This is a genomic window from Sphaerisporangium sp. NPDC051017, from assembly GCF_040683095.1.
Classification (GTDB): domain Bacteria; phylum Actinomycetota; class Actinomycetes; order Streptosporangiales; family Streptosporangiaceae; genus Sphaerisporangium.
The window spans coordinates 1-21,525 of sequence record NZ_JBFBCI010000040.1 but is presented as its reverse complement, the minus strand read 5'-3'; the positions used below and the strand labels follow the sequence as shown (position 1 = coordinate 21,525).

Sequence of the window (21,525 nt, the reverse complement as noted above, 5' to 3'; positions counted from 1 at the left end):
CCGAAGCGCAGATCGAGCGGCGCGGCGATCGTCGGCGGCGTGCTGGGCGCGATCGCGACCGTGTTCGTCCTGCTGGTGATCGGCGCGGCGCTGCTCGCGGGCTCCAAGAACGGCGGCACCACGACCTCCCCCGTGGCGATCCCGACGTACGAGCCGTACACGCCGGACCCGCGCTTCACGAACGCCCCCGTGGAGCCGCTGCCGACGCGCAGCACCGGCTCCCGGCCGGACAGGACGCCGCCGCCGGCCAGGCCCGTCCTCAACACCACGCTGACCGCCAACACGGTCTACAACGTGGGCTCGCTGCCGAAGTCGAGCTGCCGCGCGAGGGCCACCGACGTCTTCGACAACGCCCAGCTGAAGGCGCTGATCCTGGCGACGTCGAAGTGCATGAACAGGACGTGGGCCGCCGCGCTGGGCAGGGTCGGCATCCCGTTCTCGCCGCCGAACTACGCGATCACGGCCCGGGGCGGGCGCGGCGCGTGCGGGGACTTCCCGCACAAGGGCGGCATCGTGCCGTACTACTGCCCCCGCAACAGCACGATCTACGGCTCCACGTCCGCGATCGCGCGGGGACAGGGGAACCAGCGGGGGTACGGCTCGCTGTCGAGCTGGCACGGGGCCTTCACCGGCATGTTCGCCCATGAGTACGGCCACCACGTCCAGCACCTGACCGGGCTGGAGGACTCCTGGTGGCGCAAGACGCTCGACTCGCGCACGACGAGCGGCAGGCTGGCGCTCAGCCGCAGGTACGAGCTTCAGGCCAACTGCTTCAGCGGCCTGTGGATGCGGTCGGTCGCCGCGAGCTACCCGATCACGCCCGCGCGCCGCAGCAACCTGTACTACTTCTTCTCCAATGTCGGCGACTGGCCAGGGTACCCGCGCGACCACGGCTCGCCGCCCAACAGCGGCCGCTGGTTCCGGCAAGGCTACGAGCGCCTCAAGACGTACCAGTGCAACACGTGGCTGGCCCCCGCCTCCACGACCTCGTAACAGCCCGGTAGCGGCCCATCAGCGACCTGGTTGCGACCCTACGGCGCTCCGCCGCCGTCGGGCGACATCACCACTTAAGGCACTTGTTACCGGGCGATTCCCTAGTATTGGTCTTGCGTCTGTGATGTCCAGGTATGGGGCTACAATCCTGGAATCCAGGTACGCGCGGGCCAGCATGGCATTTCGCCTGGTTGGCGGCCGGATTCGAACCAGTCAGGGGAGCGCTTGTGACGACGCCGCTTGGCGACAATTCGGAGGAGGCGGACGCCGACGGCCCCGAGGAACCGGCTCCCAAGCGGGCGGCCACGGCTCCTCCCCGTTTCGCCAAGCCGCCGAGCACCGCGTCCGTCATCGGCTGGACGGGCCTGTCGGCGATCGTCCCGGGCGCGGCCCACCTGCGCGCGGGACGCCGCCGGGCCGGGTTCATCCTGCTCGGGGCGTTCGGCCTGATCCTGGTGACCGCGGCCGTCCTGGCCCTCGTCCTGCGGGAGAACGTCGGCCTGGCCGTGAAGGACAGCACGCTGGTCGCGGTGACCGTCGTCGCCGGCGTCGGCGCGCTGGCGTGGTTCGCGCTGGTCGCCACCTCCTACGTCGCGCTCGGCCCCCAGCGGCTGCCCCAGAGCGGCCAGGTGGTCTCGGGCATCGTGGTCGGCGTGCTGTGCGTGACCGTGATGGCGCCCTTCGCCCTGACGGCGAGCAGCGTGGTCACCGCGCGGGACACCGTCAACGCCGTCTTCCCCTCCGACCCCGACCCCTCGACCACGGTCGCGCCGGTCAAACAGCAGGACCCCTGGAACGGCCGCCGCCGCGTCAACTTCCTGCTCGTGGGCGGCGACGCCGCCGGCAACAGGACGGGCGTACGGACCGACAGCATGACCGTCGCCAGCGTCGACGTCAGAACGGGCAACGCGGTCATGTTCAGCCTGCCGCGCAACCTGCAGTACATCCGCTTCCCCAAGGGCGACCCGCTGGCCGCGCGGTTCCCGAACGGCTTCACCGGCGACTCCGGGCAGGGCCTGCTGAACGAGGTCTGGCAGTACGCCGAGGACCACATCGGCAAGGGCAGGGGCCACCAGGAGCTCAAGAGCGCCATCGGCCACACCCTTGGGCTCAAGATCGACTACTACGCGATCGTCGACATGTACGGGTTCGCCGCGCTGATCGACGCGATCGGCGGGCTGAGGATCCGCGTCGAGCAGGACATCAAGTGGGGCGGCCACTTCGGGACGGCGGGCACGATCAAGGCCGGCGTCCAGAGACTCGACGGCGAGCACGTGCTCTGGTACGGCCGCTCGCGCGTCGACAGCGACGACTTCTCGCGCATGTCACGCCAGCGCTGCGTCATGGGCGCCCTGCTGGACCAGGCCACGCCCAGTGTCGTCCTGGCCAACTTCGGGAAGATCGCCAGCGCGACGCGGCACATGTTCCGCACCGACATCCCGCGCGACCTGCTGGAGCACCTGGTGCCGCTGGCGCTGAAGGTCAAGGACGCCAGGACCACCAGCCTGCAGTTCGTCCCACCCACGATCTGGCCGGGCGCGGCCGACTGGGTGAAGATCCGCCGCCTGACCGCCCGTGCGATCAAGCAGTCGGAGAACGCGGCCGCCCGCACCGTGGCCGTCGGCGCCACTGCCTCCCCCACCGCCTCGGCCTCTCCCGGCGGCACGCCGTCCGGCGTCGCGCAGGGCGCCACCGCGAGCCCGTCCGCCGGCACCCCCGCGGCCACACCGACCCCGACGCGTTCCCACCTGGCGGCCCGTCCCACCCCCTCGAAGACCCCCACCCCGAACGACCAGACCGCCAAAACCCTCGCCGACGCCTGCGGCTTCTGACCGCGACATCGCATCGCCGGTCCGGTGATCGCTGTCCCCCTCCGTGGCCCGCGTGCTGACGCAGAAGGTGCGCACGCCGGAACAGCGGATGCTGAGCCGCCGGGAACTCGAGGTGCTCGGGCTCATCGCCTGTGGCGACCAATCGAGAGGTCGCCGTGAAACTGTTCATCACCGAGACGACGGTGAAGACGCGCCTGCTGCACATCTTCGCCAAACCCGAGGTGAACGACCGGGCGGCCGCGGTCGCGGCAGGGTACGAGACCGGCCTGCTCACTGCGGCCACCGGCATCCGGACCACTGGGCCGTCACGACAGGGCGTTCACCTGGGAACGGCCCGGCGCATGGGGTGTGCCGGACGCCGGGGTCCGGCACACGACTCACGGTCAGCTCCAGGTGGCGCGCTTGAGTACCTTCGACAGCCCTGGGGTGTTCCAGACGTCCACCACCAGGATCTGCGACTTGGGCAGGAACCACTCCTGCTGGGTGAAGCTCGCCGTCCGCCGGCCACCGTTGTTCGTCACGCACTGGTTGGGCCAGGCGGTGTACTTCGCCTTGTGGCCCCGTCCGACCTGACGCAGACCTGTCGAGGTGGCCTTCTCGGCGGGGTACCAGCTGTTCTTGGCATTGAACGGGCAGGGAATCACGCCGCTGAAGGGGTGGAACTGGTACTTGCCCGTGTAGGTGATGGAACCGCCCCCGACCGGGAGATTGGTGTACGCCGTCGGACCGAACACCCAGAAGGCCTGGCAGCTCGGAGCGAAGGGTTCCGGCTTCTTGCACTTTCCGGTCGCCACCACGACCTCGTCTCCGTCGCGGTGCACCTTCCAGCCGACGGGGAGCTTCAGGTTCATGCCCCGGAAGGAGAAGATCGCGGTACGCGAAGCCGACGAGGCCGAGGAAACCCCTGCCGTCGGAAGTCCCGATGCGGCCGAGGCCGCGCCGGGAGCGGCGAGTACGGCGAGCGCGGCTGGGACGATAAGGACAGAAGATCGCTTTCTCATGGTGAGAAACTATAAGTCCCCACTTGTTGATCTCTAGATTCTCAGTTGCGTGCGCTTCATCGACGGAACGCCCCGGCGTACTGGGCGTGCTGAGGCGGCGGCACGCCGTCCGGCCTCGCGCAGGGCGCCACCGCGAGCCCGTCCGCCGGCACCCCCGCGGCCGCACCGACCCCCACGCGTTCTCGCCCGGCGGCCCGTCCCACCCCCTCGAAGACCCCCACCCCGAACGACCAGACCGCCAAACCCTCGCCAACGCCTGCGGCTTCTGAGCCACCCCACCGTGTGCGGATGTGTCCGGCTGCGGGTCAAGACCCGCGGCGGCGAATTTCCGCGGACGACAAGATGACAAGCACCGCAAATCTGGTGAATTCCGGCACCAGCTATTGAAGACACGCCACCCCAAGATCGACGATCACTAGGCTCATCGCCGTTTCCTTGGGGGTGTCCGTTGGCTCGGACGCGTTTTGGCGTGATTCTGGTCGTCCTGGTATCCGTCATCCTCTCCGGCGCGCCGCCGCAGGCGAGGCGTGCATAGGCCGACGAGCCCGCGTTCACCGAGGGCGCCGCACCCCCCGTGGTGTCGGTCGGCCATACCGATCCGGAACGTGCCAACCCCAGGGCCACCAGCACGATCCCGGCCGCGTCACCACCCGCCGACAGCGCCCGTGGTAAGGAACTCGCGCGCATCAAAGCGGAGGTGGCGAAGGCGGTCACCGAGCCGGAGTCCTCGTCGACCCCGCCGAATCAGGCCCCGGCGGCACGGCCCCGGATGCCGGAGATCAACGGCGCGGCGCCACAGCCGCAGGCCGGCGCGGCCACACCGCGCGTCGCCCCGGCCTCCGCCCGTGCGGGCGGACCGCGGATCACCACCGCCTCGCAGGTCGCCCTCGCGACGACGTCGGCGGCGACCTACGGGGCCGAGTACTACCCCGGGGCCTTCCTCGCCGATCGGCCGGTGACGAACAACGCAGCCGGGAAGCTGGCCTTCCGCGTCGTGAATCGCAGCGACTTCACCTGGCAGGACGGCCCGGTGAAGCTGAGCTACTGGGTCTACGACACCGCGAACAACCTGATCACGAAGGACGGCGCGCGCACCCCGCTGCCACTCGACGTGCCACCGAACACGGCCCTGGACTTCACAGCCGATCTGGGACCGCTGAGTCCCGGCGACGGATCCACTAAGAGCAAGTCATACAAGATCGCCTGGAATCTAGTGGAAGGCGACGCGACCTGGTTCTCCGAACACGGTGTCGCCTCGCCGGTGGTGACTTACACCGTCTTCAACCAGTTCCCCAACGTCACCGTCAAGGCCCCGGCCAACGAGGCTTCCGTGGAGACCACGAGGCCCACGCTGTCGGTGTCGGGCAACGACCCGGACGCCTACCCGGGATCGCTCAGGTACCAGTACAAGATCTGCGCTCGTACCGGCCCCACGAACGGGCAGTGCCAGACCTCGGCGTGGACGACCGGCGACAGCTATGTGCCGCCCCTGAACAGCCTGTACTGGAACACCACATACGAATGGTCCGTCACGATCACCGATGGGCTGGACACCACCACGCCGTCGGTGTCGAACTACTTCACCACCGTCGTGCCCAACCCCGACCAGGCCGAACGGTACGGCATGGGTACGGGGTCGGCGTCGGTCGCCGACGTGAACCTGCCCATCGGCAACTACGTGACCTCCGCCCCGCAGATCTCGCTGCCCACCTACGGGATCGGCATGTCGCTAGTCCCCACGTACAACAGCCTCGACGATCGCGACGGCTCGTTCGGCGTGGGCTGGAGTTCGCTGCTGGACGCGCGGGTGGACCGCAGCCCCGACCCCGCCGGAGGCGTGCTGTTCACCCACCCCGACGGCCGGCAGGAACGCTTCGGATGCGACCCCAACGGGCGGTTCGTGCCCTCGGTGGGCAGCGGGACGGCCACCCGGGTGTTCGCGACCGGAACCCATTGCGGGGGCTGGCTGTTCGTCTACGTGGGGCCGGTGATCTACAAATTCGACCTGGAAGGCCGGCTGCAGTCCATCACCAGCCGATCCAACGAGACCGACGTCTGGGCATTCGGCTACGACGGGTCTCAGGGGCTCCCCACGCGCATTGTGCACCCGATCACCGGGCGTGGCCTGCGGATCGTCTGGTCGGCGGGCAACGTGATCCGCGTCGACGTGACCTTCCAGCCTCCTGGACAGGACCTACGCGTCCTGCAGGCGTGGAAGTACACCTACACCACCCCGGGCGGCGCGGGACGTCAGTACCTGAACACCGTGGTCCCGCCGACGTCCACGGGGATCAGGTACGAGTACTCGACCACCGGGGCCCGCCCGCTTCTGAGCTGGGTGACGCCGCCCGATTCCACTCCCACCAGAGTGATCGGCTACAACTCCTCCGGGCGGGTCTCGCTCGTCAGCGACGGCCACGAGGGACGCTGGCAGTTCACCTACACGAGTGTCGGCGGCAGTCCCCTGCCGAGGCAGGTGCTGGTCACCAACCCACGCGGGGGTCGGGCGACGTGGCACTTCGACAGCGTCTATCACCTCGTCCAGCGAGACGGCGAGAACGGGGGATCGCGGTACTGGCTGTACTGGCCGGGCGCCGACGGGCCCACCGGCAATCTCAGCGGCGCCGCCGACGAGAACGGCAACGTCCTGCACACCGCTTATGACGCCTTCGGCAGGCTGGTCGGCAGGTCGGTCTACGCGGGGGACGGATCGGAGTCGCTGGAGTACACGGCCTACGAGTACGGCAGTTCCAATCCCGAGGACCCACGGTTCGACCAGCTGACCTCGATGACGGATCCACGCGGCGGCGGATCCTCGCCCGCGTACCGGACAACTTTCGAGTACGACGCCTTCGGCCAGCTCACCGCCCGGTGGGCTCCCCCCGATACCGGCGGCCAGAGGGCCTGGACCCAGTACTACTACACCGTCGGCGACGAGTCTGCCTACGGCGGCGGGGTGGTGCCTCACGGACTGGTGCGCCGGGTGATCGCCCCGGGGAGGACCGACCTCGAATATAGCTACGACTCCCGCGGGCAGTTGCGCCAGACCCAGGAGCGCCGGTCCGACACCACCTCCGGATTCGGCCGGCGCACGGTGTACGACTACGACGACTCTGGCCGGCTGAGCGGCAGGACCGAATACGGGGACGCGGTGACGGGTCCCGTGACCACCACCTACGGCTACGACGTGGTGGGCAATCTGGTCCGGGAGACACAGCCCCGCGTCCGCAACCAGGTCACGGGCGTCGACCACCAGCTTCAGACCGACTACACCTACGACCAGATGTACCGGCTGACCTCGACCAAGATCTCCGACGTCGCCGGGGACGATCCCGACCGGATCACGACGTACACCTACGACGCCTCCAGCCGGATGCGCACCATCACCTACCCGGGCGGCGGAACGGCCACCTACGAGTACGACGACGCCGGGAACCTGACCAAGGCGACCGACCAGTCGGGCACCGTCACCCAGATGGCCTACAACGCGGCCGACCAGGTCACTTCCGTGGTACTGAAGAACCTCGTCGATGATCCCGTCGCGGGCAGCACGCCTCGGGACGTGTACATCGGCCAGTACGCCTACGACCTCGGCGGCCGAATGGTCGAGAACACCGACGCGCTCGGCAGGACCCGCCGCTACCACTACCTGCCCAGCGACCGCCTGGACAAGGTGACGCTGCTCGGCTTCCACAATCCGAACGGCTCACGCAGGGACCTGCCGATCGTCGACTACGACTACGACCGGGCCGGCAACGTGGTGAAGACCACGGAGTTCGGCACCCGCGTCACCACCACGACCTTCGATGGCCTGTCCCGGCCACTGAAGATCGTCGAGGATCCCGGCGGCCTCCGGCGGACAACCGATCTCGTCTACGACGGCCTCGGCAACCTCACGACCCGGCGAGTGTCGGACGGCGGCGGCAGGACGGAGGAGACCCGCTACGGGTACGACGCCCGCGGCCTGCCGATTTTCGAGACCGTCGAGAACGGGGACACCGACCTGACCACGCGTGTCTCCTACGACGACTGGGGGCTGGTCAACTCATCGTCGGACGCACGGGGCAACAGGACGGAATACACCTATGACGCGCTCGGGCGTCAGGTCACCGCCATCGCGCCGACGGTCCCCATCGACGAGTTCGGGAAGGCAACCGCCAACGCCCGGCCGCAGGCGGTGACCGGGTACAACACGTTCGGCGAGGTCACCCACTCCAAGGACCCGCGCGGCAACGTCGCGGAATCGACCTTCGACATCGAAGGACGCCGCGTCCGGTACCTCGGGCCCCCACAACCGGCTCCGGATGGGGGCACGGTGCGGCCGACCGGCACCTGGGCCTATGACAAGCTCGGTAACGTCCTGGAAGAGACGGACCTGCGCGGCACCACCGTCAGCTACCGGTACGACAAGCTCGGCCGCCTTTACCAGAAGATCGACCCGCTGCTTCCCGGAGAGAGCACTCGGCGCTCCACCCGGATGCGCTACGACGACCTGGGGAACATGGTCGGGGCGACCGACCAGTCGGGCGCGTCCCAGGAATGGCAGTGGGACGACCTCGACCGGCAGTCGGTCTCGACCGACGTAGACCGCCAGGCCGGTTCCGACGTGCTGCGGTACTCGACCAAGTACTTCTACGACGACCTTGGCAACATGACGCGCGCGCTGTCACCCGGGGGCCTGGAACTGCTCCGGACCTACGACACGCTGGGCCGTCTGCTCACCGAGACCCAGCCGGGAACCGCTACCTGCGCGGGCTCTCCGGCGAGCCGCTCGCGACCGCGCCGCTGAGCGGCGGCACCGCCTCGGCGTACGTCACCGACAACCACGGCGACGTCGTCGCCACCTACCCCGCCGGCTCGGGCTCCGGCCAGCCCACCCTCATGGGCTACGACCCTTACGGCGCGCCCACGACCACCCGTCCCGCCAATGGCCAGGCCCTGGGCTACCAGGGGGAATGGACCGATCCGGCCACGGGCCGCGTCGACATGCATGCCCGCTGGTACACACCGGAGACCGGCACCTTCGCTTCCCGCGACAGCGCCTCCGTCCCCGTCGCACCTGCCGCCGGCGCCAACACCTACGGTTACGGCGGGGCGAACCCACTCTCCATGACGGACCCCACCGGCCATCTCCTCGAGTCGCTGTTCGGCACGGTGGCGAATCACCTCAGAAGCGCGGCTGCGGCGCTCAGAGCCGCCGGCGCCGCCATCAGCGCGGCGCAAGAAACGATCGCCGCGACGGCACGCTATACCTGGTGGCTCGGCACCCGGCTCTGGGCCATCGCCGCGTCCCAGGCCGTCCGGACCTTCCTCCTGAGCGCCGCCCGGCAGGTCGGCGCGGCCATCGCCCGAACGGCCGCCGGCATCGCCGTCGAGGCCTGCTTCGCCTCCGTGGTGTGCGGACTCGTCGTTGTCGGCGCCGTTCTGGTGGTCTCGGCAGGAGCGCTCGTCTATTACTTCAGCCGTCAACCAGACGGCTCGCTCGCCCCTGTGGCCGCCCCAGCACAGCCTCAGACAAAACCTCAAGTCACCGAGCAAGCCACCCCACAAGGCGGGAGCAAGACCCCCAAGGGATCAACGCCGACAGGCGACAAAACACCGAAAGGCGACAAAACACCGACAGGCGGGACAGGGTCCGGCCCGAAGCAAGGCACGAATGGCGCCGGCAGCAAGGGGCAAAACGGCGGAAAGCAGGCACAGCCCACAGGAAGTTCCACACCTGTTTCCGGCGGCCCCACCGTGGAGACCCCGAAACCACCGCCCCCTCCCGTCGTCACCAGCTACCAGTACACGACGTACGAGACCAGTAGCACCCATTACTACGACGCGAACTACATATACGACCGGGTCGACGACTGGTCGCGGACCTACCAGTACACGATCACCACGTATCACGACGGAGCCACCGAGCGCAGCGCCGACCGCCTGATCGCCTGGACCCACTCCTGGACCATCACCAGGACCGCGACCGTCAACCTGAACACCTCCACCACCCCCGAGGGCGGCAGCCCCCCGCCCGTCTACCCGCTCACCCTCAGCAGCAACGGCGAGGCATCACCCGACCGGCCATGCGGGGACGGCGGCACGGTGGCCTCTTGCCTTCCCAAGCCGCTACCCGCCGGCGGCGGCTGTGCCACCAGCGCGTTCAGCATGGCCGCCTGCAGCGTGCAAGAACCGGCCCCCGGCCAGGCCGCCCCCGTCAACCCCACCGTGGAAAACCCCACCCCCGCCAACCCCCAACCCGGCGGCACCGGCGCTAATCCACCGCGCAATCCCCCGGCAGGTAACTGCACCCCCGACCCCACGGGCGATGAGCCTGGTAATATTAATCCTAATAGTGTCCGATTCACACAGAACAGCGTAAGTCGCCTATTCAAATCCGGCCATTCGATCGAGGAGACGGCAAGCGCACTTGCAAGTGGCGCACTAAGCCCCACCGACCTTGATCCAATCCGACTCGTCGAGCGTAACGGCAACCTTTACACATTGGACAATAGGCGTCTTGTCGCGTATCAGAAGGCAGGCATAGAGTCCGTCCCATACAGAATGGCCACGCCAGCAGAGACAAGAAAGGAATGGCGCAAGAAGTTTACGACCGAGACAGACGGCAGAGGTATTCAGATCAGAGGTGATGAATGGCATGGACCTTGCGACTGAGGCAGATAAAATCAACACCAGGGCGGATCTAGCCGCTTTTGTGGCGGCGATGGCCGATGTCGCGTCCTCAACAGAGGACGAGGAGTGGGAGAACAATACTCTTCCACGATTCCTTGACGGACTGGCGGGTTGGCTCAGCGGGATGAACGGCTATTTCAGGAACCAGGGATTGACTGAGCCCGAGCAGCCCTCATGGAGGCTCATCGGCGAAATGCTGGCCGCAGCCACATTGTACGAATAGGGAGGCTTGATCTCGGATCGCGGTAGGACGCCTACCGTCAACCCTGCGATGGGAAGCCAGCGCAGGGCTACCGAGACCAAAACCCTATAGAGCCCTTGCCGTGCGGGGTAGGAGGGCGAAGGCGCCGAGGTACAGGAGGTCGACGACGACCAGCAGGCCCTCGTAGCCGATGATCAGGCTGAGGTACTCCAGGCAGCCGCCGAGGATCGCGCCCAGCAGGTTCTCGCCGAAGGCGACCGTGGCGTCGGCGAGGCGGCTGGCAGCTTCGGTGACATCGCGGGACAGCTCGCCCAGGTCGTCAAGGCGGTCGACGAGATGCGGAAGACCACACCGGTACACATCGAGAACTATCACCCGCCGCAGGACTCCTCACCCCGGACGATGGCCGAGCAGCTGAGCTACCAGAACCGCCGGGGCTGACACGAAGGGCGCGCACGCACCCCAGGAAGGGTCACCATGACGTGACTGCCTCTGCGCTGGGGGGAGGCCGGTTTGAGCCCCGGGCTGGGAATCGTGGCAAGAAGAAAGCCCTGCGCCGTAGCCTGACTGAAGCTGTCGAGGTTTCAGGGAAGGTCAGGGCTCTATGGACGACCGTAGCACGAGCATCGGCCCAGAAGACATCGGGCGACGAATCCGTCACAAGCGCCGTCGCGCCGGCCTCACGCAACAGGGCCTGGCGGATCTGGCGTTCGTCTCCCGCAGCCTCATACAACAGGTAGAGGGGGGCCGCAAACCGGCCAGCCCTTCGCTCGTCGCCGCCGTGGCCTCCGCTCTGAACCTGGATCCCGCCGAGCTGTACGGGCAGCCCTACCGGGGTGAGACTGCGCACGCCGACCGGGTACACGCTCACATCCCTGAGGTCCGCCGAGCGCTCTCTTACATCGACGTTCCACCCGAGCTGGACACCCCGCTCCGCCCACTCGACGACCTCGCCGCCGAGGTGGCCTCCCTGCGCAAGCTGTCGCTTGCCGCGCGACACATCCAGGTCGGGAGCACGTCTACCCGCCGTACTGGCCGAACTGTCGGTGCACGCCTACGACCGGGACACCCCACGGTCGTGGCGGCTGCTGAACGCCACCCAAGCGGTAGCCGCCGCGCTGGCGCGACGTCTCGGTTACAACGACCTGGCCGCGTTCGGCATCGAGCGGGCAGCGGCCCGCTCCGACGATCCGAACTTGCCTCGGCTTGTGCAACTGTCCCGCGCGCTGCTCATGATGACCGCCGGCGCGTGGAAGCCGGGCCTGACCATGGTCCGCCGAGCCGGGGAGCGCATGGACGCTGACACGACCGAGGCGCGGGTCGTATCCGGCGCGCTGCAACTGCGCGCTGCGATGCTGTCGGCACGGGACGGCGACGCCGGCGCGGCGTGGGAGCACTACGGTGCCGCGGCTGAAGTGGCACAGCGGCTGCCCAAGCGCGCGCAGGACTTCTACGCGCTGCAGTTCAACCTGGCCAACGTCGAGGTGCACGGCGCGGCGGTCGCGGTGGAGTTGGAGGACTTCGACGACGCGATCCGGCGAGACGCACAGATGACGACGCGGTGGCAGAAGACGCCCTCGGGGCTGCCGCCGGAGCGGCACGCACACCACGAGATCGATATGAGTCGTGCCCTGGTGTCTGTGGGTGCCTTCGACAAGGCTTTGAGGCGCCTGGTGAACGCCGACAAGATCGCGCCCCAGATGACCCGTTACCACCCGATGGCCAGGGAGTCCACGGCCCGGTTGCTCGACCATTACCGGACGCTCCCTGAGCCGCTCAGGGTGCTTCAGGATCGCATGGCATTGAGCTGAGTCAAGCCCAGTGATGCGCACATGTTGTGCGCATTGACGCCCTCAGTTCTCCTTACTGTGCTCATCAGGTAACCGAACGTGATGACGAGCACGGAGACACATCGATGGTGTACGGCTCCGCACATGAGGCAGTCCCGCCCGGATGGCGGGCGTTCCGCTCCAACACCGGTCGCTGGTGGGCGACCCGTGAACGGCCCTGGCCGCGCTCGGTGGCCGGGACCGGGGTCGAGCGCACGGTTGACGGCGATGACGAGATCGCCCTGGCGCGGGCGATCGCCGAGCAGGAAGCACGCGCGGCCCTGGCCGGTGCGCAGTGACCGCGCCGGCCGCACTGGCCGCGCCGGGGGGAGCTTCCGGAGTTCGAGCGGCCCGTCCGCGGCGAGGACGGCATGCTGCGGGCGGCCCGCACCAGGAGCGGCCGCGAGGCCAAGGGCGAAGACTGGAACGCGCTGGAGCTGTCCGCCCTGGTTATCCGAATGAGCGAGGATCACCGAACGTGGCGGCCGCAGTGATGCACCAGACCATGCTCAGCGCCACCGAGGGGTACGCCGACCACGGCCCGCACGTCCCCGCCCATGCCCACCCGAGGGCCGAGCGGCTCCGGTGGCAGCCCTACACGGCGCACGTCGACCGGGCGCGGGAACTGCGCTGGACCTGCGCGTGCAGGCTCGTCATGTACTTCCTCGTGGTCGGCGGCGGCCGGGCATGGGTGCGATGCGAGCGTCGCCGTCACGTCCTGGCGCAGCCCGAGGTAACCGAGACCGAGCCGATGCTGTACCCCGACGCCGGACGGCTGTGGGAACGGATCTTGCTCGGCCGGGCCCGCTGACGGCCCGCCATCCCCCAGACCCCCGGCCGGGTGCAGTCCCTTCACGGGACCGGTCGGGCAGCACGAACCATCCATCCACAAGGAGGACGTACATGACCCTCGCCCAGGAAACCCCCACGACCGAGAAGCTCGAGGACCCCCGCGAGCTCGTCGCACCCGAACTGTTCGCCAAGCTCGTGGCGCGTGTCCAGGAGGACATGCCGGTCGCCACCTTCTACGCTGAGCTCGTGGTCGAGCAGGCGCTCGCCTTCCTCGCGACCATCGCCGCGCAGGACACCGACGACGAAGACGCCGCCAAGCTCAGCCCCTCCAAGGCGGTCGACCCCGGCTGGCACGCCTTCCTGGCTTTCACCGACGAGTACCACCAGTTCTGCTCCAAGCTCACCGGCGGCAAGTTCATCCACCACCTGCCCGTCCTACCCGGCACCACCCTGGGGTGGAAGTCGGTGCCCCACACCGTCCAGGCCATCCGCGCGGCCGGGTACCCGGTGAACGAGGCGATGTGGCAGGCCGACGCCTCCTGCGGGTCCACCGACAACTGCGACTACCGCGTCGCCGAACTGAACTGAGGCCGGCAGATGCGACGTAGCGACTGGAACAACCTACCGGCCGAGGTGCGGGCCCTGATCGAAGGGCACACTGGGCAGGTGACGGCGAGCAAACCCGCCGACGCGGGCGAGCACTCCGACATCACCGCCACCCTGTGGACCGAAACCGGGCCCGTGTTCATCAAGGGCGTCCAGATCGAACCGGCCCGGCCGGAGGTGTGGTCGCTACGCCGCGAAGCTCGGATCAGCGCGCACGTGCAGCACCTGGCCCCCCGGCTTCTCTGGCAGGTAGAGGCCGGGGGGTGGCTGGTGCTCGGCTTGGAGCACATCGACGGCCGTCAGCCGGACTACTCGCCCCGTTCCCCGGACCTGGAGCACCTGGCGAAGGTGGTCGAGCAGCTGCACGCGACACCGGCCCCGGCCTACATGACGTTGCGCGTGGAGCGCCGCTGAGAAGGCCTCAACCCCGACCTGTCCCCGCTGGCCGGTGACCACCTGGTGCACGCCGACCTCAAAGCCGGCAACCTGCTCCTCACCGACACCGGCCAGGTGTACGTCATCGACTGGGGGCACGCCACCCGGGGAGCCGCCTGGATCGAACAGGCCCTTCTGTTCCCTTGGCTCTTGCAAGCCGGGCACAGTCCTGCCATGGCCGAGGGATGGCTGAGCCGGTTCCCTGCCTGGCAGTCCGCGGACGGCGCCGCGCTGAACCTGTTCGCCGACGTCAACGCCGCGTTCTGGGCGCGGTTCATCATCGACAAGCCCTTCCCGTGGGCCCGGCGGATGGCGGATGCGACACGAGCATGGGCCGAATGGCGCCGTCCCTGACCTCGCCGCGCGCGGCGGCGCGGCCGGGGCTGGACCGACGTGATGACCGGCCTCGAACGCGAGCACCCCGGTCTGCCGCAGCAAGCAGACCGGTGTCCGGGCGGTCCCGGTCCAGCAGAACCCCGCCAGGCAAGTGCAGATCGTCGCGCAGTGGGCCGATGCGCTCGGCATGCCGGTGGATGTGCGGCCGGGCGGGGCGAGCGTCGCCGTTCACCGGTACGGCGTGAGCGTGACGATCACGACCTCCCGAGGAGCCCCCGGGAACCAGTTCCGCCTCGCTGAGTTCGTGGTGAAGCTCGGCCAGACCCCCGCTGGCGGGACCGACCTCGCAGGGTGCCGTGCGGCGGGCATGGCGCGGCGGCGTGCACCTCTCCCTAGCCGGGTGTCGGGGCGCGCCGCCGCGCTTCATCCCTCGTCCGAACGGAGACACGCATGCCCGAAGTCAACCTGAAAGACATCGCGATCGTCCTGGCGGTGTGGGGGATGCTCACGCTCGCCTGGTGGTGCGAGTCCGGGCATATGACGGCGTGGCTGAAGGAGCGCAGCCGACGCAGGACCCGCGCGGCCGCGCGAAGGGTGCGCCGCAACCCGGTAGGAGCTCCCGCCTGGCTGCAGCCGCGGCCGGGCGGGTCAGGGGGGCGCACGGGTGCGTGAGAAGTACTTCCCACGGCAGGGCCCCGTGCGCCGCCACATCACGCCATTGGCTCAGCGATGTAAGCCGACCCGTTGGGCATAGCTCGCCAACCGATCCATTCTCGAGCGCGTCTTTCTGCCGTCCCGTCCCGACGCAGGAGGCAGCGATGTCACAGCAGTACGGCGGACCACCCCCGCAACCGCCCCATCCGTCGTACGCGCCCTATCCCCCTTACCCGCCATATCCGCCGCCGAAGAAGCGCCGCAGCGCTCCCTTCTGGCTCTTGATCCTCGGACTCCCCCTGGTACTCCTCGTCGGCTGCATGGCAGTGGTCGCCAACATCGCCACGACAGCCCCCCACAAGGACATCACCACTGCGCAGGCAGCTTCTTCACCTGGCGCACAGGGCTCCAGCGACGCCGCAGCGGCTGAGCCGACGGCCGAAACCGAGTCGCCCACCCCCAGCCCTAGCCCTAGCCCTTTGACCAAACCCAAGACCTACAGGGGTTTTGGCGCCAAAGTCCTGAAGATCAAGCCGACCGAGAAGCCTGGCCTGGCGACCATCACGCACCGCGGCGGCTCTAATTTCGTCATCTCCACCGTCACCCAGGACGGCGAGCAACAAGACCTTTTGGTCAACACCATTGGCCACTACGAGGGCACGGTCGTCTACAACGTAGATGCTGGCACGCAGACCTCTGCATTCAAGATCACAGCCGACGGTGCATGGACTGTCGTGCTGCGCCCCCTGGCGCTCGCCCGAACCTCCAAGGGCGTTGCCCTGAAGGGAGATGGCGACGACGTCGTCCACATCGATCCGCCCTATGGCGGCCTGGTCAGTATGCGTGTACGTCACACCGGCACCTCGAACTTCGTAGTGTACGCCTACCACGGCGATGACGGCAAGGAACTGCTGATCAACGAGATCGGCCGCTACAACGGCGAGGTACTGATGCCGAATGACACATTCTTGTTGGTCATCAAGGCTGAGGCCGCCTGGTCGATGCGAAAGACTTGATCTAGTCGGCGGGTGACAGCGCACACGGCAGAATCTTCAGAGTGGTGCGGCTCTCCGCTGGCCGGCGGAGAGCCGCACCACTCGTCCACCACGGTCACCAGCAAGATCCACGGTCTGCCCGAACTCTAGGGCGGCCGCCGGGCACGCAGAGGTCTTCTTGGAGCTGTCTGGAGCCGACGCCGACCTCGAAGCCGCATGCCACGCCGTCGAGGCGGCGCGGGGCCGGTATGGTTTCGCCAAGCAGGCGGCGGCAGCGCCGGTGCAGAGCCACTGCGACTTCAGCGAGCTCCGAGAGGTCCTGGACGACGGTGTCTTCGCCGGCGCCCGCTGCTACGAGCGCGGCACCGAGTACACCGCCACCACCTACGCCGAACTCGTCGACGGCCAAGCAGCGGCCCCACCCGGCGTCGCGTCTGCTCATACAGGCGGGCGGCATCCTGCATGTCGGCCACCTCGGGGATCGAGGCCGTGTCGGCCTCGGGCGTCGGCGCGAGGGCTGGCGCCGGGTCGTCTCGACGAGATGGGCCTCACGGAGCCCGCGGAACTGCTCGAGTCCATGCCTGACACGCGGGAGGACGAGGCGGGTGATCCGGCGTATGAGGTTCATCTCGGCGCTCCTTCTTGCTGGTTGCTCACGACCAAGCATTAGAGGTAACCTATCATGCAATACAAGAGGTTACCTCTTATGGACTACGGCTGATTTGCGCGGTGGCCTCTAGACTGACCGACATGAGGAGGCCCGCCGCTGTGCTGCGCAAACTGATTGAAGACCTCCAAGCGATCCAAGATCCCGGCGAGCGCGGCGCAATGGCGACCGAAGCCCTCGAACACGTCAAGGCGCTGAACACCGAGGTCGCACAGATCCGACAGGCCGCCGCACGCGAGCTGAGGGCCCAGGGCCAGACCTACAAGGAGATCGGCGAGCGCTTCGGGCGCGAGGGGCATCCGCTGCACTTCTCCCGCATCCGCCAGATCATCCAGGGCGAAGCGACCGGCCGCTGGGCCAAGGTCGCCCGAGACGAGAAGGACGCCGCCGGCAACGCCGAAGACGCCGGCTGACCCCTTCGATTTCCTGACGAATCCCTAACACCCACAGGCGCCCGCACCACGCCGCGGCGCCATCTCAAGCTGCCCTGAACACGGGGGTCTTCAGCATGCCCAGCAAGTCGCGCACCCCCATGGTGTGTGCGCGTTGACCATCACCATCCGCGACAGCGACCCCGGCGGCTGGACGAAAGTCCCGCACACCCTGGCCCGTGATCCGCGCCTCAGCAACGGCGCCCGGGGCCTGGCCGTGCAGATGCTCAGCCACGCCGACGGGTTCCGTAGCGATGAGGAATTCCTCGCCCAGCACAGCGCCGACGGCCGCGACGCCGTGCGCCGCCAGCTCGCCGAGCTGCGCCGATTCGGGTACCTGGTGCGCCAGCGCGTGCGGGGCCCGGACGGCAAGCTCACCACGCGCAGCGTCCTGTACGACGTGCCGCAGCAGCCCGAGCTCCCCTCGGGCGACGAGCCGACGCGCGGGAAAACCGCGAGACGGTCTGACCAGGGCCGATTCGCCAAGGCCGAGACGTCACCGGACGCGGGAAACCCGCGAGTCGGTTCGACCGGCCGAAACGCCCTGAAGCCGCAGGCCGCGCCGACTCGCGGGGAATCCGCGACACGGGCCGACCAGGCAGAACGGAGCAGCACCGCAGGTCAGACCGACTCGCGGGAAACCCGCGCGCAACTAGAAGATCAGGGAGAAGAACAGGAGAAGAAGATCAGTCAGTCAGCGCAAGATCGCGAAGCCGCGCGTCGGCTCCACGCCTGGTTTCGACTGACGGACTCCGAGGCCGCGCACGTGATCAGAGAGGTGCGGCGCCGCGCGGCCCGGCCGATCGGCAACCTCGTGCCGTACATGGCGGGCATGGCTGAGGGCGACCTGGCCGACGTCGTGGCGGCCGTCATGGACGCCAGCGAGGCCGAGCAGCGCCCGGCCGCCGCAGTGGTGGCCGCGCCTCGGCAGGGCCGGGACCGGACCGTTGCCGAGGCGATCTCCGACGCCACTCCCGACCGTCAGCCGGATCTCGAGGAGCCCGGCGGTGACGGGCATGCGAACGTCACGCCGCTGGAGCCCAGAGCCCCGGTATGCCCGCACGGGAATCCGGGCGGCACCGCCCCCCGGGCCGGTGACGGGCTGCCGTCGTGCGCGCTGTGCCGCGCGCACACCATCGCCTGTCGGCGGCCGCCCGCCACGTGCGCGACGTGCCAGGCGATCGCCGCAGCGCGGGCCAACTCGACCAGCCGCCAGCGGTATGCGTGAAGGCGAGCGCTCAAAGTGAGTGGCTACCAGCGATCCCCGAGCAGATTGTTGATGTTCAGGAGATAGCGCTCAAGTTTCTGGCCTCGTTCGCTGCCATCGTGAGCATCCCAGAGCTTTTCATTCGCTATGTCACCCCTCTGTGTCAGGCTCAGACGGGACACACGGTAGAGAAGTTCGGTCCTCGGCCGGGCGACCTCGTATGAGGCCGCCCGATGGCCGGGTGCTTCTTATCTCGACTTCGGCCATTTTCGTGATCTTGGAGCGTAGACGGGCGCATGAGTCGGTCGTGGCGTGAAGGTGGCGGGCTGAGTGAGCGGTCAAGAGCGGCCCATAGTCTGATCATTCGCTCTTGAGGGTGCTCTGACATGAGGAAACATCGGCGGTTCTGATCACACCGTCTCCGTGGAGGGGCGTCCGCCGATGTCTCCGGAACCGGCCCTACCGGCAACCTGGCAAGTCCTGCCAGCAGAGTTCCGACGCTGTTTCTCATCATCCACTTTCCCGGTGTTCTGCGCTCTGACCACGGGTTTGGCGGCCTGCACCCGGTTTCGCACAGTGACCGGGATGCTGATCGGCGCCGGCATGAACCTCGCGTGGAGGCACGAACGTGCGCACCGCTTCTTCTCCCGCGCGGTCTGGTGCACCGACCACGTCGGCATGGTGCTCGCCCGCCTAATCCTCGCCGCCCTCGCCGAGACCGGCGCACCCGTGGTCGTGGCGATTGACGACAACGTCACCCGCCGCAGTGGCAAGAAGGTGCACGGCGCGTTCTGGCAATACAACGGTTCGGCCACCGGCACGACCAAGACCAGCCGGGGGAACTGCTTCGTTACGCTCAGGATCGTCGTCCATCTGCCGTTCCTGCCCCGCGCGATGTGCCTGCCGGTGCTCGCGCGACTGTACGTCAAGGACGGGCCGGGCAAGGCCGCCATCGCCGCCGAGCTGACCACGCTGCAGGCGGCCGCGGCCGGTGACCGTCCGATTCACGTGGTCGCCGACGCCGCCTACCACGGCAAACCCCTGCACACCCTGCCCGAGGGCGTGTCGTGGACCTGCCGGATCCCGCGCAACGCCGTCCTGTACAACCTGGCACCCGAACGGGACGGCAAACGACGAGGCCGTCCCCGCACCAAGGGAGAGCGGCTCGGCCAGGTCGCCGAGCTCGCCGCCTGCCGCTCGTGGAAGATCCACACCCTGCGCCTGTACGACAAGCAGCGCACTCTGCGCATTAGCGAGCTGCGGTGCCTGTGGTACGGCAGCTTCGGTGCCCGCCCGGTTCGTGTCATCTGGGTCCGCGCCATCGACTCTGAGAAAGCCTTCGATCTGGCGCTGGTGACCACCGACCTGCACACCCCGGCCGAGCAGCTGATGATCCGCTACTCATGGCGGTGGAGCATCGAGCAGGCGTTCTTGGAGGCACGGCATCTGCTCGGCGTGGGTCAGGCCCGCAACCGCACCGAAAAGGCGGTGGAGCGCACCCTGCCCTTGGGGGTGATCGCCTACAGCCTGGTCATCGTCTGGTACGCCCGTCACGCCCACGCCACCACCGACGTGGTGGCCGAGCACCGCCGCCGCTCCCCCTGGTACCGCACCAAGACCCAGCCCAGCTTCGACGACATGCTCGCCCTGCTCCGCCGCACGATCATCGCCGCCCGATTTTCCGCGACCCCGCCCTCGCAGGCCGACCCCACGAAAATCGAGGACGAGGCGCTGACCTGGGCTTACGCAATGGGATAACGGCCAAACTCGAGGGGGGAATAGATGCGAGATTTTTACCCACGTACTCTTCCTTCTGGACCGACCGTAACCCTACTTGGTCCGTGTCCGGAAGGATCAGGGCACCTCAAGCCGCCACCTGCGCAGCAGGCCCAGCGCCATGAACACCAGCTCGGTCAATGACGCACAGGTCCCCATGGGCGGAAGATCAATGTAGGTCGAATCGAATTTCGAGTCTTGACTACCAGCTCCTAAGCCATTCCAAGTCCGATCGAGCCACCGCGACTTATGGAGACTCTTCAACAATCCGTTGAACATTGACGAAGGGTCCCGTCACCTGAAGCGGCCGGCCGGGAACCAGGAGTCCTGCATAAGTGATGTCGGACCATGACATCGCACGGTCATCATCGTCGTCCTCAGCGGCTGCTTTCTTCTCCCCAAGGGTGCCGATGACCAGTTCCATGTCAAGGTCTGCAAGGCGCCGCTCCAGCCATGCCGGGTCCGCGATCAGCACACTGTGGTCACGTCCAGCCGCGTCCGGAACGGTCACCGCGCGACAGACAACGTGGTCTTCGTCGACCCAGTCGGTTCGATCGCCCTTCCATCGAGCCGGGCCGGCGAGTTCATGCGTGAGGGTGTAGAAGTTCAGGCCTTCATCGATCGAACAGTCAAGGATGTTCCCTTCCCACAGGTATTCCTCGATCGCTGGCCGGGTTTCCAAACCCACTTCGCTAAGTCGAGATGGAGTATCTGGATCACGAGGCTTGGCGACGATCGGCGCCCATCCGTCTTCCCCGAGGTATTGACGCTTCTCCTTATGATAATCGTTCATCCAGCGTCCCTCAAGCCGATTTTCGACCAGGTATTCGTACACGGCCTGCCCGCTCCCCTTCGGCACGAGCCAGGAGAATTGAAGAAGAAAGAGATCGCGTTCACGAGGAGAGAGTCGCGTACGGCTTGAGTTGTCTCGGTGCCACGAGGAGTACCGGTGGAGGGCGATCCAGTCGTTACCTATTGGATCAGTGGGACGAAGCAGGGCTTGATCCCAAGCGGTGAAGGCAATCGGGCTATTGGGATGATCGACAGATCGGGGAATTACGGGGAGAAGTCTTCTTCTCGTCGTCGCTGATCTT

At 67.8% G+C, this 21,525-nt stretch carries 19 protein-coding genes and 1 pseudogene; 17 read left to right on the top strand and 3 right to left on the bottom strand.

The features are described from left to right. Positions 1-39 precede the first annotated feature (39 nt). Together AB0M95_RS27075 and AB0M95_RS27070 are read left to right on the top strand one after the other, a co-directional pair. The gene (locus AB0M95_RS27075; RefSeq protein WP_363770128.1) at positions 40-993 is read left to right on the top strand and encodes a neutral zinc metallopeptidase; all 954 of its coding nucleotides are present in this window, start codon (positions 40-42) and stop codon (positions 991-993) included. Between the two features lie 227 nt (positions 994-1,220). Beyond that, positions 1,221-2,825, top strand: a complete 1,605-nt coding sequence (locus tag AB0M95_RS27070) for an LCP family protein (RefSeq protein WP_363770125.1) — start codon at positions 1,221-1,223, stop codon at positions 2,823-2,825. Between the two features lie 383 nt (positions 2,826-3,208). Here AB0M95_RS27070 and AB0M95_RS27065 read toward each other — a convergent pair whose 3' ends face one another. After that, positions 3,209-3,676 (bottom strand): hypothetical protein, encoded by a 468-nt coding sequence (locus tag AB0M95_RS27065; protein WP_363770122.1) that lies wholly within the window; start codon positions 3,674-3,676, stop codon positions 3,209-3,211. 727 nt (positions 3,677-4,403) lie between these two features. On the opposite strand from AB0M95_RS27065, the gene AB0M95_RS27060 reads away from it, so the two are divergent. The 3 genes from AB0M95_RS27060 to AB0M95_RS27050 all read left to right on the top strand — a co-directional run bounded on the left by AB0M95_RS27060 (position 4,404) and on the right by AB0M95_RS27050 (position 10,724). After that, positions 4,404-8,615, top strand: a complete 4,212-nt coding sequence (locus AB0M95_RS27060) for a DUF6531 domain-containing protein (RefSeq protein WP_363770119.1) — start codon at positions 4,404-4,406, stop codon at positions 8,613-8,615. 92 nt (positions 8,616-8,707) lie between these two features. After that, the gene (locus AB0M95_RS27055; RefSeq protein ID WP_363770117.1) at positions 8,708-10,483 is read left to right on the top strand and encodes an RHS repeat-associated core domain-containing protein; all 1,776 of its coding nucleotides are present in this window, start codon (positions 8,708-8,710) and stop codon (positions 10,481-10,483) included. Then, the gene (locus AB0M95_RS27050; protein ID WP_363770114.1) at positions 10,467-10,724 is read left to right on the top strand and encodes a hypothetical protein; all 258 of its coding nucleotides are present in this window, start codon (positions 10,467-10,469) and stop codon (positions 10,722-10,724) included. The genes AB0M95_RS27055 and AB0M95_RS27050 overlap by 17 nt, the downstream gene beginning before the upstream one ends. Before the next feature lie 84 nt (positions 10,725-10,808). Here AB0M95_RS27050 and AB0M95_RS27045 read toward each other — a convergent pair whose 3' ends face one another. Further along, on the bottom strand, positions 10,809-11,078 hold the full coding sequence (locus AB0M95_RS27045; RefSeq protein ID WP_363770112.1) for a hypothetical protein: 270 nt from the start codon (positions 11,076-11,078) through the stop codon (positions 10,809-10,811). Positions 11,079-11,307: 229 nt separating this feature from the next. Here AB0M95_RS27045 and AB0M95_RS27040 point away from each other — a divergent pair. From AB0M95_RS27040 to AB0M95_RS26985, 12 genes and pseudogenes are all read left to right on the top strand, one after another. Next, positions 11,308-11,460: pseudogene (locus tag AB0M95_RS27040) on the top strand (helix-turn-helix domain-containing protein); the annotation flags it as partial. Between the two features lie 289 nt (positions 11,461-11,749). Then, on the top strand, positions 11,750-12,514 hold the full coding sequence (locus tag AB0M95_RS27035) for a hypothetical protein (protein WP_363770286.1): 765 nt from the start codon (positions 11,750-11,752) through the stop codon (positions 12,512-12,514). 104 nt (positions 12,515-12,618) lie between these two features. Beyond that, positions 12,619-12,831 (top strand): hypothetical protein, encoded by a 213-nt coding sequence (locus AB0M95_RS27030; RefSeq protein ID WP_363770109.1) that lies wholly within the window; start codon positions 12,619-12,621, stop codon positions 12,829-12,831. A 179-nt stretch (positions 12,832-13,010) separates the two neighbouring features. Then, positions 13,011-13,343, top strand: coding sequence for a hypothetical protein (locus AB0M95_RS27025; protein WP_363770106.1), 333 nt, complete (start codon positions 13,011-13,013; stop codon positions 13,341-13,343). Between the two features lie 92 nt (positions 13,344-13,435). Beyond that, the gene (locus AB0M95_RS27020; protein ID WP_363770103.1) at positions 13,436-13,912 is read left to right on the top strand and encodes a hypothetical protein; all 477 of its coding nucleotides are present in this window, start codon (positions 13,436-13,438) and stop codon (positions 13,910-13,912) included. Positions 13,913-13,921: 9 nt separating this feature from the next. Continuing rightward, positions 13,922-14,344, top strand: a complete 423-nt coding sequence (locus AB0M95_RS27015; protein WP_363770100.1) for a hypothetical protein — start codon at positions 13,922-13,924, stop codon at positions 14,342-14,344. A 45-nt stretch (positions 14,345-14,389) separates the two neighbouring features. Then, entirely contained in the window at positions 14,390-14,719 is a 330-nt protein-coding gene (locus AB0M95_RS27010) for a phosphotransferase (RefSeq protein WP_363770097.1), read from the top strand. A 432-nt stretch (positions 14,720-15,151) separates the two neighbouring features. Then, positions 15,152-15,373, top strand: a complete 222-nt coding sequence (locus tag AB0M95_RS27005; protein ID WP_363770095.1) for a hypothetical protein — start codon at positions 15,152-15,154, stop codon at positions 15,371-15,373. Between the two features lie 146 nt (positions 15,374-15,519). Next, complete coding sequence (locus AB0M95_RS27000) at positions 15,520-16,371, top strand: hypothetical protein (protein ID WP_363770092.1); 852 nt, start codon at positions 15,520-15,522, stop codon at positions 16,369-16,371. Between the two features lie 747 nt (positions 16,372-17,118). Beyond that, a complete protein-coding gene (locus AB0M95_RS26995) occupies positions 17,119-17,430 on the top strand; it encodes a hypothetical protein (protein WP_363770089.1) in 312 nt (103 codons plus the stop codon). A gap of 133 nt (positions 17,431-17,563) precedes the next feature. Continuing rightward, on the top strand, positions 17,564-18,676 hold the full coding sequence (locus AB0M95_RS26990) for a hypothetical protein (RefSeq protein ID WP_363770086.1): 1,113 nt from the start codon (positions 17,564-17,566) through the stop codon (positions 18,674-18,676). Positions 18,677-19,096: 420 nt separating this feature from the next. Further along, positions 19,097-20,413: a transposase gene (locus AB0M95_RS26985; protein ID WP_363770083.1), complete on the top strand. Its 1,317-nt coding sequence runs from the start codon at positions 19,097-19,099 to the stop codon at positions 20,411-20,413. 265 nt (positions 20,414-20,678) lie between these two features. Here AB0M95_RS26985 and AB0M95_RS26980 read toward each other — a convergent pair whose 3' ends face one another. Beyond that, the gene (locus AB0M95_RS26980; protein WP_363770080.1) at positions 20,679-21,266 is read right to left on the bottom strand and encodes a hypothetical protein; all 588 of its coding nucleotides are present in this window, start codon (positions 21,264-21,266) and stop codon (positions 20,679-20,681) included. Between the last annotated feature and the right edge of the window lie 259 nt (positions 21,267-21,525).

Bases quoted from the DNA above. Each gene is read 5' to 3' on its own strand.
- AB0M95_RS27065 (WP_363770122.1), bottom strand. From the start codon at position 3,676: ATGAACCTGAAGCTCCCCGTCGGCTGGAAGGTGCACCGCGACGGAGAC.
- AB0M95_RS27055 (WP_363770117.1), top strand. From the start codon at position 8,708: ATGGGCTACGACCCTTACGGCGCGCCCACGACCACCCGTCCCGCCAAT.
- AB0M95_RS27050 (WP_363770114.1), top strand. From the start codon at position 10,467: ATGGACCTTGCGACTGAGGCAGATAAAATCAACACCAGGGCGGATCTA.
- AB0M95_RS27030 (WP_363770109.1), top strand. From the start codon at position 12,619: ATGGTGTACGGCTCCGCACATGAGGCAGTCCCGCCCGGATGGCGGGCG.
- AB0M95_RS27020 (WP_363770103.1), top strand. From the start codon at position 13,436: ATGACCCTCGCCCAGGAAACCCCCACGACCGAGAAGCTCGAGGACCCC.
- AB0M95_RS27015 (WP_363770100.1), top strand. From the start codon at position 13,922: ATGCGACGTAGCGACTGGAACAACCTACCGGCCGAGGTGCGGGCCCTG.
- AB0M95_RS27005 (WP_363770095.1), top strand. From the start codon at position 15,152: ATGCCCGAAGTCAACCTGAAAGACATCGCGATCGTCCTGGCGGTGTGG.
- AB0M95_RS27000 (WP_363770092.1), top strand. From the start codon at position 15,520: ATGTCACAGCAGTACGGCGGACCACCCCCGCAACCGCCCCATCCGTCG.
- AB0M95_RS26985 (WP_363770083.1), top strand. From the start codon at position 19,097: ATGTCTCCGGAACCGGCCCTACCGGCAACCTGGCAAGTCCTGCCAGCA.